The sequence below is a fragment of the Yersinia aldovae 670-83 genome (genome assembly GCF_000834395.1).
Lineage (GTDB): Bacteria > Pseudomonadota > Gammaproteobacteria > Enterobacterales > Enterobacteriaceae > Yersinia > Yersinia aldovae.
The window spans coordinates 3486115-3498888 of sequence record NZ_CP009781.1; the positions used below are offsets into that span (position 1 = coordinate 3486115).

Consider the following 12774-nt stretch of genomic DNA (forward strand, 5'->3'; position numbering starts at 1 on the left):
TAATGGTTAATGTGGTGTTAAGCGTAGGGTTAATGACACTCAGGCAGTGTTTTATTTTTTTGATGAGCGGAAATTCAGTTGGTCGTCAACACCATTGCCTGTTGTGTCGAGAATTGCTGTTTGCCTGCCAGAAATTCTGACGTTATGTTAATAAGTTGGTTGCGTTAATAACGATCTAATCATAACTAATAAGAATAGGACGGCGGGGCGTTGTGCCTTTCCTACCGGATTGTGTGGAAATGACTTCCCGCAGTCCAATGAGCAAACTAAGCCTGGAGGCAAAACCCATGGAGATGTTGTCAGGAGCCGAGATGGTGGTCCGATCGTTAATCGATCAGGGCGTTAAGCATGTATTCGGTTATCCCGGCGGGGCCGTACTTGATATCTACGATGCCCTGCACACGGTCGGCGGCATCGATCACGTGCTGGTGCGCCACGAACAAGGTGCGGTTCACATGGCCGATGGCTATGCACGGGCAACCGGTGAGGTAGGGGTGGTGCTGGTGACTTCAGGCCCCGGTGCGACGAATGCGATTACCGGTATCGCCACCGCTTACATGGATTCAGTGCCGATGGTGGTGCTCTCAGGGCAGGTGCCAAGCTCATTGATTGGCTTTGACGCTTTTCAGGAATGCGACATGGTGGGGATCTCCCGCCCAGTAGTGAAACACAGCTTTCTGGTGAAACGCACTGAAGATATTCCAACCGTACTGAAAAAAGCCTTCTATCTGGCCTCAACTGGCCGCCCAGGGCCGGTGGTGATCGATTTACCAAAAGACATCGTTGGCCCGGCGGTAAAAATGCCTTATGCCTACCCTGAACAGGTCAGCCTGCGCTCTTATAACCCAACGGTGCAAGGCCATCGTGGGCAGATTAAACGTGCGTTGCAAACTATTTTAGCGGCTAAAAAGCCGATTATGTATGTCGGCGGCGGGGCAATTAATGCGGCCTGTCATGAAGAGTTACTGACGTTGGCTGAGACGCTGAATTTGCCGGTAACCAGTTCCCTGATGGGGCTGGGGAGTTTCCCAGGTACGCACCGCCAAAGTGTGGGTATGCTGGGGATGCACGGCACGTTTGAAGCCAATATGGCGATGCACAATACGGATCTGATTTTTGCCGTTGGCGTGCGCTTTGATGACCGTACCACCAATAATCTGGAAAAATATTGTCCGGATGCCACTGTGGTACACATTGATATTGATCCGACCTCCATTTCGAAAACCGTCAACGCCGATATCCCAATAGTGGGTGATGCCAAACAAGTTCTGGTACACATGCTGGAGTTGTTACCTCAGATCGATTGCGCGCAGGATTGTGATAGTTTGCGCGATTGGTGGCAATCCATTGAACAATGGCGTGCACGCAGTTGCCTGAGCTACAGCAAAGACAGCGGTAAAATCAAGCCGCAGGCAGTGATCGAAGCCTTACACCGTCTGACCCAGGGCGATGCTTATGTCACCTCCGATGTCGGTCAACACCAGATGTTCGCCGCACTCTACTATCCATTTGATAAACCACGCCGCTGGATCAACTCAGGTGGCCTTGGGACGATGGGCTTCGGCCTGCCAGCAGCGCTGGGTGTTAAGCTGGCGCTACCCAATGAAACGGTGGTGTGTGTCACCGGGGATGGCAGTATCCAAATGAATATTCAGGAATTATCCACAGCACTGCAATATAACTTGCCGGTGTTGGTGCTGAACCTGAATAACCGCTATCTCGGCATGGTGAAGCAGTGGCAGGACATGATCTATTCGGGCCGTCACTCGCAGTCCTATATGGATTCTCTGCCTGATTTCGTCAAATTGGCAGAAGCCTATGGTCATATTGGTGTTTCTATCCGCACACCGGATGAGCTGGAAAGCAAACTGGCTGATGCATTGACACAACTATCCGAGACTAATCGTCTGGTATTTGTGGATGTGACTGTCGATGAAACAGAGCATGTTTACCCGATGCAGATTCGCGGTGGTGGCATGGACGAAATGTGGCTTAGCAAAACGGAGAGGACATAATTATGCGCCGCCGGATTTTATCAGTTTTACTGGAAAACGAATCAGGTGCGCTCTCAAGAGTGGTGGGCCTGTTCTCCCAGCGTGGTTATAACATTGAAAGTTTGACGGTAGCACCGACCGACGATCCTACACTGTCGCGCATGACTATTCAGACCGTGGGCGATGCCAAAGTTCTGGAGCAAATTGAGAAGCAACTCCATAAGCTGGTGGATGTACTGCGGGTGAGCGAACTGGTTTCAGGCTCACATGTTGAGCGCGAAATCATGCTGGTGAAGTTACAGGCCAGCGGTTATGGCCGTGAAGAAGTTAAGCGCTGCACTGAAATCTTCCGTGGGCAGATTGTGGATGTGACCGCCACGCTCTACACCGTGCAGCTTGCTGGCACCAGCGACAAATTGGATGCATTCCTCAACGCGGTACGAGAAGTGGCAGAAATCGTTGAAGTGGCCCGTTCCGGTATTGTCGGTGTGTCACGCGGCGACAAGATTATGCGTTAACTCTAGTCATAAATGTTGATTCATCTTCGAATATCAGGCTCGGCATGTGCGCTGGGCCTTTTTTTCCTTATTTTTTAACCTGGATGCGGTTATAGAGTGGTTAAAGCGGTTGCTCAATAGTGCGTTCTGCGGTTAGATCTATAGCAGGCTATATCCATAGTTAAACTATGTCTATACGTCGCTAAGTCTGGCCTATAACCCTCTGGTCCATAGGTAAGATTGATAAGGCTCTGGGATTCCAGACCTGGCAGGCAATTCTGCCTTTCACCACTTTACTGGGTTTATAAGGGGTTAACGTGAAACTGGATGAAATCGCGCGTCTTGCGGGCGTTTCGCGCACAACGGCCAGTTATGTCATTAATGGCAAAGCGAAACAGTACCGGGTCAGCGATAAAACAGTAGATAAAGTTATGGCGGTTGTCAGAGAACATAACTATCACCCAAATGCCGTCGCGGCAGGATTGCGTGCGGGCAGAACCCGCTCGATCGGTTTGGTTATTCCGGATCTGGAAAATACCAGCTATACCCGTATTGCGAATTATCTGGAGCGTCAGGCACGTCAGCGTGGTTATCAGTTACTTATCGCCTGTTCTGAAGATCAGCCAGATAATGAAATGCGCTGTATTGAGCACTTATTACAGCGCCAGGTTGATGCCATTATTGTTTCCACGGCTTTGCCGCCAGAGCATCCATTTTATCAGCGCTGGGCGAATGACCCACTCCCGATAATTGCACTCGATCGCGCGCTTGATCGGGAGCATTTTATCAGTGTGGTGGGGGCGGATCAGGAAGATGCCCAGATGTTGGCACAAGAACTGCGTTCATTTCCGGCGGAGTCAGTATTGTATCTGGGGGCATTACCCGAACTGTCGGTCAGTTTCTTGCGGGAGATGGGGTTCCGTGACGCATGGAAAGACGATCCACGCAAAGTCGATTACCTGTATGCCAACAGCTACGAGCGCGAAGCGGCTGGAGTGCTATTTGCACAGTGGCTGAAGACCCATCCAATGCCACAGGCGTTATTTACCACCTCATTCCAGCTATTACAGGGCGTTATGGACGTCACGCTCAAACAGAGTGGGCGGTTGCCGACCAATCTGGCGATTGCGACTTTTGGTGATAACGAACTGCTGGATTTCCTTGAGTGCCCGGTACTGGCGGTCGCACAGCGTCATCGTGATGTTGCCGAACGCGTGCTGGAGTTAGTATTAGCCAGCCTGGATGAACCGCATAAACCGAAACCGGGCTTGACCCGTATCCGTCGTAATCTGTTCCGTCGCGGCAGCCTAAGCCGCAAGTAATCCACGTTTCAACCAATCAGGGCACCCGTTGGCCCTGATTATTATTAGTAAGTGGTTCGGGTGAACGAACGCAGCCAGCACACCGGCCCTTTGAAAGATGGCGGGTATTCAAACATAACCTGCGACGCGGAACAAACGGCGGCAATACTCCAAAAAGTAACCATAAGCCACGCCCATCGCCATCGATACGACGGCATTGCTGGTGACCGCAGTGGTGATTTGTTCTAAATCTGCACCAACAGCCCACAGAATTATGGCATAAACCGGCGACTGGAAACTGACATAAGCCAGTAGGTCAGCCATATTTCGCGCCCAAACACGCTCGCCTGCGTAGCGGCGGGCAAAACGAATGAAAGCATCACGATAGACACCATAAGGCCAGGCAATAAGAATATTGACCGGTATTGAAACCAGCCGTGAAGAGAGTGACTGCTGGAATGTCATTCCTGAAATTACGATCTCAATTGCCATACCGATGATAAAACAATAAACCACGAGTGCAAAAGTATCGGCTGCGGCACTGCGCAGGCGAGATCCAGTTGAAAACATTGTGATTGACTCCCTACATAGGGTAAACATCTGCTACAAAGCCCATGATTGAGATAATTAGCAGGTTTTATATTTCGCTTATAATTGCAATGCCAGTTGTTTATTTTGTCTTTTGGCTTTTTGTGTAGTTTACAGTGTTGTTATTTTTAATATAACCAGCTTAAAATTTTTATTTTTAACATTTGGCTGATTTTTATACTTTCTGCGGTGAAGATCTGGGCTTGTTGTGGTGATTTAAATGGCATGTAGTAGGATTTTCTTTAAAAAACAGCGATTTGATTTTCTGAACAACAATTGGGGAAACAAAACGAGTAAGGGCGTTCGAGCAAAATCGTAAATAACAGTGCTTCAAAAAAACAATTTCCCTCATTGGGTTAATTTAAGATTTATCTGTCTGAAGATATTCATATTTCACTGATATCGGCAAATAGGTGCTAATAATTTATTTCAAAATAGATTAATCCCTCGCGGCTAATTGAAGTAAAATGCCGCACCGGATATGGCCTGTTTTTTACGCGGGTATTATTGCCGCGCGGTGGTTTTGATCGCCAATTGTGGCGTAGTTCCTCAGAAAACACCGGCTGCAACGGGATTTGTCTTAATCGTGTTTAATTTTTAGTCGTCCATTTTTTAACCTAAAAATGAGACATTCCTTGCAGAAGGAAATAATGAGACAATTAAACGACAATTAATTATTTATTTAAGCCGCCGAAATTACTAACAGAAAAATAGCCCGTTTATCATGACGTTAATTTCTATTTCAATCACTAAAATAGCCCCTTCTGCGAGATATATCTCAAGAACTGCCCATAAATATTGTCAAAGCGCATCGGCTCTGGCTTGACAAGGTTTTCATACCATCCGTAAACTCTTTAATGTGGGGATTTGTGGGATAAAGTGGCGAATTGGGTCATGAAGGGGTAACTCAGTCATGTTTCGTGGGGCAACGATGGTTAACCTCGACAGCAAAGGGCGGCTTGCCGTACCTACCCGATACCGGGATTTGCTGACCGAGGAATCGCAAGGCCAGATGGTCTGTACCATAGACCTTCACCAGCCATGCCTGTTGCTTTATCCGCTCCCTGAATGGGAAATCATCGAACAGAAATTATCCCGTCTGTCGAGCATGAATCCGGCTGAACGTCGGGTTCAGCGTTTGCTGTTAGGACATGCCAGTGAATGTCAGATGGATGGTGCCGGGCGCTTGCTGATTGCCGGAACATTGCGTCAGCACGCTGGGTTGAATAAAGAAGTGATGCTGGTTGGGCAGTTCAACAAGTTTGAACTGTGGGATGAACAGACCTGGTATCAACAAGTCAAGGATGACATCGACGCAGAACAGTCCACTCAGGAACCTCTATCTGAGCGGCTACAGGACTTATCGCTATAAGCATGGTAGATAACAAAAAAAGTGTAGATAACAACTACAAGCATACAAGCGTATTGCTGGATGAGGCGGTTAATGGCCTGAACATCCGCGATAACGGCATCTATATTGACGGCACTTTTGGCCGTGGTGGTCATTCGCGTCTGATTCTGTCCCAGCTTGGGCCAGAAGGGCGTCTGATTGCAATTGACCGTGATCCGCAAGCTATCGACGCGGCGAAATCAATTACCGACTCACGCTTTTCTATCGTACACGGCCCATTTTCTGATTTAGCGCATTATGTGCGGGAATTGGATTTGGTTGGTCGTATCGACGGCGTCTTGCTGGATTTGGGCGTTTCCTCCCCCCAACTAGATGATCCTGAACGCGGCTTCTCTTTCATGCGTGACGGGCCGCTGGATATGCGAATGGACCCTACCCGTGGCTTGTCAGCCGCCGACTGGCTAATGAAAGCCAGCGCTGATGATATCGCTTGGGTATTGAAAACGTTTGGCGAAGAGCGTTTTGCCAAACGGCTGGCCAAAGCTATTGTTGAGCGCAACCTCACTCAACCGATGACGCGGACCAAAGAGTTGGCGGATTTGATTGCCAACGCCAGCCCATTTCGCGAAAAACACAAACACCCAGCCACCCGCAGTTTCCAGGCTATCCGCATCTACATCAACAGCGAGTTGGAAGAAATTGAGCGCGCGCTTGATGGTGCTCTTGAAGTTTTGGCACCAGAAGGTCGTTTATCCGTTATCAGTTTCCATTCGTTGGAAGACCGAATCGTTAAAAACTTCATTCGTCATCACAGCCGTGGGCCACAAGTGCCGGCGGGTTTGCCGTTGACGGAAGCACAGCTACGCAGCATGGGTGGCCGCACACTGAAATCGGTTGGCAAAATGATGCCACCGGACGCTGAAGTGGCTGAAAACCCACGGGCGCGCAGCTCGGTATTGCGTTTTGCCGAGAGGATTAACGGGTGATAGGCAATGAGCGCCACGGTTTAGTCGGGGTCATTGGCGGAGATTTAATCCGTAATGCCAAGATCCCATTGATTCTACTGGTCGCGGTGCTGGTGTCTGCCGTCTTGGTTGTGACCACCGCCCACCGGACGCGTTTGCTGACCGCAGAGCGCGAACAGTTGGTTCTGGAACGCGATGCGCTGGATATCGAGTGGCGCAACCTGATTTTGGAAGAGAATGCGTTGGGCGATCATAGCCGCGTTGAGCGTATCGCAACCGACAAACTGAAAATGCAACACGTTGATCCATCACAAGAAAATATTGTGGTTAAACCATAGCGTTTTTTTTAATAAATTAAAGGAATCAGTCGCCACCATGACTCGTAGCAGCCAAGGTAACGCATGAAAGCAGCGCGCCCCGGTAAGTTAAAGCGCCAGGAAGAACAAGCCAGCTTTATAAGCTGGCGCTTTGCGTTGTTGTGCGGCTGTATTTTGCTGGCATTGGTCGGGTTGATGCTACGTACGGCTTATCTGCAAGTGATCAATCCCGACAAACTGGTGCGCGAGGGCGATATGCGCTCGCTACGCGTTCAGGAAGTGCCTACCGCGCGTGGCATGATAAGTGATCGCTCAGGCCGGCCACTGGCGGTCAGCGTACCGGTTAATGCGGTATGGGCTGATCCAAAAGAGTTGATCGAACGCGGTGGCATTACATTGGATACGCGCTGGAAAGCCCTGTCTGATGCGCTGGAAATCCCGCTGGATCAACTGGCAACCCGCATTAACGCCAACCCGAAAGGGCGCTTCGTCTATTTGGCGCGTCAGGTTAATCCCGCCATTGGCGACTATATTCATAAGCTGAAATTGCCCGGTATCTATCTGCGCCAGGAATCCCGCCGCTACTATCCCGCAGGTCAGGTGATGGCTCACATTATTGGCGTCACTAATATTGACGGCCAAGGTATTGAAGGCGTTGAGAAAAGTTTCGATCGTTGGCTCACCGGGCAACCCGGCGAGCGCACCGTGCGTAAAGACCGTTTTGGCCGCGTGATCGAGGATATCTCTTCCGTTGATAGCCAGGCGGCGCACAATCTGGTGCTGAGTGTTGATGAACGCCTACAAGCGCTGGTGTATCGCGAGCTGAATAATGCGGTGGCCTTTAACAAAGCGGAATCAGGCACGGCGGTACTGGTCGATGTGACCACCGGCGAGGTGTTGGCGATGGCCAACAGCCCCTCTTATAACCCGAATAACCTGACCGGTACGCCGAAAGATGCCATGCGTAACCGGGCGATAACCGATATTTTTGAACCCGGTTCGACTGTGAAGCCAATGGTAGTGATGACGGCGTTGCAAAATGGCGTTGTGAAAGAAAACAGCGTGCTGAACACCTTGCCGTACTTTGTTAACGGTCACCAAATTAAAGACGTGGCCCGTTACGCTGAGCTATCCGTGACCGGGATTTTACAGAAGTCGAGTAACGTCGGTGTGTCTAAACTGGCGTTAGCGATGCCATCCTCAGCTTTGGTAGAAACTTACTTAAAGTTTGGGTTTGGGAAAGCGACCAATTTGGGGTTGGTCGGAGAAAGCAGTGGCTTATATCCTAAAAAACAACGGTGGTCTGACATAGAGAGGGCCACCTTCTCTTTCGGCTACGGGCTAATGGTAACACCGTTACAACTAGCGCGAGTCTATGCAACCATCGGCAGCATGGGGATTTATCGCCCGCTGTCGATTACCAAAGTTGACCCGCCAGTGGCCGGTGAACGCGTTTTCCCTGAACCGCTGGTGCGTACCGTGGTTCATATGATGGAAAGTGTGGCATTACCTGGCGGCGGGGGCACCAAAGCGGCCATTAAAGGCTACCGTATTGCCATTAAAACCGGTACTGCCAAGAAGGTCGGCCCGGATGGCAAATATATGGACCGATACCTCGCTTACACCGCAGGCGTAGCGCCCGCGAGTAACCCTCGATTTGCTCTGGTTGTGGTCATCAATGACCCGCAAGCAGGGAAATATTACGGTGGTGCGGTTTCTGCACCGGTGTTCGGTGCCATCATGGGCGGCGTCTTGCGTACCATGAACATTGAACCTGATGGGTTACCCACCGGTGATAAAAGCGAATTAGTGATTAATACAAAAGAGGGTTCAGGTGGCAGATCGTAACTTGCGCGACTTACTCGCTCCTTGGGGGCTAGACCTCCCGGAGCGTGCGCTACGGGAAATGACATTAGACAGCCGTGTTGCCGCGGCCGGGGATGTATTTGTCGCCGTTGTCGGCCATCAGACGGACGGGCGTCGCTATATCCCGCAAGCCATCGCCCAAGGTGTGGCGGCAGTGATTGCCGACGCCGAAGGGGTCGCACCGGATGCCAGCATGGTCGAGATGCATGGCGTGCCAGTCATTTATCTGCGTAATTTGAACCAGCACTTATCCACGCTGGCGGGGCAATTTTACCATCAGCCGGGTGACGCATTACGTTTAGTCGGTGTGACGGGAACCAACGGCAAAACCACCACCACACAACTGCTGGCGCAATGGAGCCAGGCATTGGGTGACACCAGTGCGGTGATGGGCACCGTTGGTAATGGCTTGCTAGGGCAGGTTATCCCGACGGAAAACACCACCGGTTCAGCGGTTGATATTCAGCATTTGCTGCGCAATTTGGTGGATCAAGGGGCAACTTTTGCCGCGATGGAAGTCTCCTCCCACGGTTTGATTCAGAACCGCGTAGCCGCCTTGCCGTTTGCCGCCGCAGTGTTTACTAACTTAAGCCGTGATCATCTGGATTATCACGGCAATATGGCCAGTTACGAAGCGGCGAAATGGCTGTTGTTCTCCACTCATCAATCCGAACACAAAATTATCAATGCTGACGACGAAGTGGGCCGCCGCTGGCTCAGCCAATTGCCGCAAGCAGTCGCTGTCAGCATGGAAGGCAATGTCCCGACCGGCTGGAAAGGCCCGTGGCTTTTTGCCAGCGACGTTCAATATCATGATAATGGTGCCAGCATCGCGTTTGATTCAAGCTGGGGCGCAGGCCAGTTAGAAAGCCGCCTGATGGGAGCTTTCAACGTCAGTAACCTGCTGGTAGCACTGTCAACGCTGCTCTCGCTGGGTTATCCGTTGGCACAATTATTAGCCGCCGCACCTCACCTGCAACCAGTGTGTGGGCGGATGGAAGTGTTTAACGCACCGGGCAAACCGACGGTAGTGGTGGATTATGCCCACACCCCGGATGCCCTGGAAAAAGCACTGGCAGCGGCGCGTTTACACTGTAAAGGCCAGTTGTGGTGTGTGTTTGGTTGCGGTGGTGATCGTGACAAGGGTAAGCGCCCACTTATGGGCGGTATCGCAGAACAACTGGCTGATCGAGTCGTTGTCACCGACGACAACCCGCGCAGCGAAGAGCCACAGGCGATTATCGCCGATATCCTCAGTGGCTTACTCGATGCCGGCCATGCGCAGGCGATTCATGGCCGCGCCGAAGCGGTGACCAGCGCCATCATGCAGGCCAAAGAAGACGATGTCGTGCTGATTGCCGGCAAAGGGCATGAAGATTATCAATTGGTTGGCAATCGCCGCCTGGATTACTCTGACCGAGTCACCGTCGCGCGTTTGCTGGAGGTGGTGGCATGATTAAGGTTTCGCTGCATTTCCTGTCCACGCTGCTTGATGCTGAACATATTGGCGGTGATAACATCGAGATAACCGAAGTGACCATTGATACCCGTAAGGTCACGCCGGGGTGTTTGTTTGTGGCGCTCAAAGGCGAGCGTTTTGATGGGCATGATTTTGCAGAAGATGCTGTTACCGCTGGCGCAGGCGCTTTGCTGGTAAGTAAACGCTTACTGGTGGGGGGGCCGCAGTTAGTGGTTAAAGACACCCGTCTGGCATTAGGGCAACTAGCTGCATGGGTGCGCCAGCAAGTGCCTGCCCGTGTGGTGGCCTTAACCGGTTCCTCCGGTAAAACCTCAGTAAAAGAAATGGTTGCGGCGATTTTGCGCCAATGCGGCAAGGTGCTGTATACCGCCGGTAACTTCAATAATGATATCGGCGTGCCACTGACGCTACTGCGCCTGACGCCTGAATACGATTTTGCCGTGATTGAGCTTGGTGCTAATCATATCGGTGAAATTGCTTACACCACTGATTTAAGCCGCCCGGAAAGTGCTTTGGTTAACAATTTAGCTGCCGCACATCTGGAAGGTTTTGGCTCGTTGGCCGGTGTAGCGCAAGCCAAAGGCGAGATTTTCGCCGGGTTACCCGCGAAGGGTACTGCGATTATTAATGCTGACAGCAATGACTGGCCGCACTGGCAAGAAACGTTGCATCACAAGCGGGTGTGGCGTTTTGCCCCTCACGGTGCAGAAGATATTGATTTCTTTGCCAGTGATGTGCGTATTGCACCACAAGTCACTCATTTCACTTTGCATTCCCCTTTCGGCACGGTAGCCATCGAATTACCGCTGCCAGGGCGACATAACATTGCCAATGCGTTGGCTGCTGCGGCGTTAGCCATGTCGGTCGGCGCTAGTTTAGCTGCGGTTCGTGAGGGGTTAACCCAGTTACAGGCCGTGCCGGGGCGCTTATTCCCAAGTGAACTTGCTGCCGGCAAATTGCTGCTCGATGACAGCTACAACGCCAATGTTGGCTCCATGACCGCCGCTGCGCAAGTGCTGGCTGAAATGCCGGGCTACCGAGTGATGGTGGTGGGCGATATGGGCGAGTTGGGTGAAACCGCCGTTGACTGCCATCGTCAGGTGGGCGAGGCCGCAAAACAGGCGGGCATCGATAAAGTCCTTAGCGTAGGGACATTCAGCCAGACACTTAGCGATGCAAGCGGGTGCGGCGAACATTTTCAGGATAAGAACACTTTGGCAGCCCGTGTCAGTGAATTGCTGCTCGAACATCCGGTTATCACCGTCTTAATTAAAGGTTCACGTAGTGCCGCCATGGAAGATGTCGTGCGTGCGTTACAGGAGAAGGCATCATGTTAGTTTGGTTGGCTGAATATTTAGTAAAATTTTACTCGGGCTTTAACGTCTTTTCCTATTTGACGTTCCGCGCCATCGTCAGTTTGTTGACGGCACTGTTTATTTCTTTGTGGATGGGACCGCACCTGATCGCCTATTTGCAAAAATTACAGATTGGCCAGGTAGTACGTAACGATGGGCCAGAGTCACATTTCAGCAAACGCGGGACGCCAACCATGGGCGGCCTGATGATTCTGTTCTCTATCACCATTTCGGTTCTGATGTGGGCTTACCCGTCTAACCCCTATGTATGGTGCGTGCTCTTTATTCTGGTCGGTTATGGCATCGTTGGTTTTATTGATGATTACCGCAAAGTGGTACGTAAAGACACCAAAGGCCTGATTGCTCGCTGGAAATACTTCTGGCAGTCGATCATTGCACTGGCTGCCGCTTTTGCGATGTACAGCATCGGTAAAGATACCCCAGCCACTGAGCTGGTGGTGCCGTTCTTCAAGGACATCATGCCGCAGCTTGGCTTGCTCTATATCCTGCTGGCTTATTTCGTCATTGTGGGCACCAGCAACGCGGTTAACCTGACTGACGGGCTGGATGGTTTGGCGATTATGCCAACGGTCTTTGTTGCTGGCGGTTTCGCACTGGTGGCCTGGGCGACCGGTAACGTGAACTTTGCTGCATACCTGCATATTCCTTATCTGCGCCATGCCGGTGAGCTGGTGATTGTCTGCACCGCGATTGTCGGGGCTGGGCTGGGCTTTTTATGGTTCAACACCTACCCGGCACAAGTGTTTATGGGTGATGTTGGCTCGTTGGCATTGGGCGGGGCGCTGGGTACCATCGCGGTATTGCTGCGCCAAGAGTTCTTATTAGTGATTATGGGCGGGGTGTTCGTGGTTGAAACACTGTCGGTCATCTTGCAAGTCGGTTCCTTTAAGTTACGTGGGCAGCGCATTTTCCGTATGGCCCCGATTCATCATCATTACGAACTTAAAGGCTGGCCAGAACCACGAGTTATTGTGCGCTTCTGGATTATTTCGCTGATGCTGGTGCTGATTGGCCTGGCGACGCTGAAGGTGCGGTAATT

The 12774-nt window shown here is 51.3% G+C and carries 11 protein-coding genes; 10 read left to right on the forward strand and 1 reads right to left on the reverse strand.

Translation table 11 applies throughout. The features are described from left to right. Positions 1-287: 287 nt before the first annotated feature. The 3 genes from ilvI to cra all read left to right on the forward strand — a co-directional run bounded on the left by ilvI (position 288) and on the right by cra (position 3813). The gene (ilvI, locus tag AT01_RS15705) at positions 288-2015 is read left to right on the forward strand and encodes an acetolactate synthase 3 large subunit (RefSeq protein WP_004704511.1); all 1728 of its coding nucleotides are present in this window, start codon (positions 288-290) and stop codon (positions 2013-2015) included. A 2-nt stretch (positions 2016-2017) separates the two neighbouring features. Then, positions 2018-2512, forward strand: coding sequence for an acetolactate synthase small subunit (ilvN, locus tag AT01_RS15710; RefSeq protein ID WP_004704512.1), 495 nt, complete (start codon positions 2018-2020; stop codon positions 2510-2512). A 296-nt stretch (positions 2513-2808) separates the two neighbouring features. Beyond that, positions 2809-3813: a catabolite repressor/activator gene (cra, locus tag AT01_RS15715; protein ID WP_004704513.1), complete on the forward strand. Its 1005-nt coding sequence runs from the start codon at positions 2809-2811 to the stop codon at positions 3811-3813. Positions 3814-3921: 108 nt separating this feature from the next. On the opposite strand, the gene AT01_RS15720 is transcribed toward cra, so the two are convergent. Then, positions 3922-4362 (reverse strand): L-alanine exporter AlaE, encoded by a 441-nt coding sequence (locus AT01_RS15720; RefSeq protein ID WP_042547804.1) that lies wholly within the window; start codon positions 4360-4362, stop codon positions 3922-3924. Positions 4363-5293: 931 nt separating this feature from the next. Here AT01_RS15720 and mraZ point away from each other — a divergent pair. The 7 genes from mraZ to mraY all read left to right on the forward strand — a co-directional run bounded on the left by mraZ (position 5294) and on the right by mraY (position 12772). Continuing rightward, positions 5294-5752: a division/cell wall cluster transcriptional repressor MraZ gene (mraZ, locus tag AT01_RS15725; protein WP_004704515.1), complete on the forward strand. Its 459-nt coding sequence runs from the start codon at positions 5294-5296 to the stop codon at positions 5750-5752. 2 nt (positions 5753-5754) lie between these two features. Beyond that, on the forward strand, positions 5755-6717 hold the full coding sequence (gene rsmH / locus AT01_RS15730; RefSeq protein WP_004704516.1) for a 16S rRNA (cytosine(1402)-N(4))-methyltransferase RsmH: 963 nt from the start codon (positions 5755-5757) through the stop codon (positions 6715-6717). Further along, a complete protein-coding gene (gene ftsL / locus AT01_RS15735; RefSeq protein ID WP_042547805.1) occupies positions 6714-7034 on the forward strand; it encodes a cell division protein FtsL in 321 nt (106 codons plus the stop codon). The genes rsmH and ftsL overlap by 4 nt, the downstream gene beginning before the upstream one ends. A 63-nt stretch (positions 7035-7097) precedes the next feature. Continuing rightward, the gene (locus AT01_RS15740) at positions 7098-8861 is read left to right on the forward strand and encodes a peptidoglycan glycosyltransferase FtsI (RefSeq protein WP_042547806.1); all 1764 of its coding nucleotides are present in this window, start codon (positions 7098-7100) and stop codon (positions 8859-8861) included. After that, positions 8848-10335, forward strand: a complete 1488-nt coding sequence (gene murE, locus AT01_RS15745) for a UDP-N-acetylmuramoyl-L-alanyl-D-glutamate--2,6-diaminopimelate ligase (RefSeq protein WP_042547807.1) — start codon at positions 8848-8850, stop codon at positions 10333-10335. Before AT01_RS15740 ends, murE begins: the two co-directional genes overlap by 14 nt. After that, a complete protein-coding gene (gene murF / locus AT01_RS15750; protein ID WP_042547808.1) occupies positions 10332-11696 on the forward strand; it encodes a UDP-N-acetylmuramoyl-tripeptide--D-alanyl-D-alanine ligase in 1365 nt (454 codons plus the stop codon). Before murE ends, murF begins: the two co-directional genes overlap by 4 nt. Beyond that, positions 11690-12772: a phospho-N-acetylmuramoyl-pentapeptide-transferase gene (mraY, locus tag AT01_RS15755; RefSeq protein WP_042547809.1), complete on the forward strand. Its 1083-nt coding sequence runs from the start codon at positions 11690-11692 to the stop codon at positions 12770-12772. The genes murF and mraY overlap by 7 nt, the downstream gene beginning before the upstream one ends. The last annotated feature ends 2 nt before the right edge of the window (positions 12773-12774 follow it).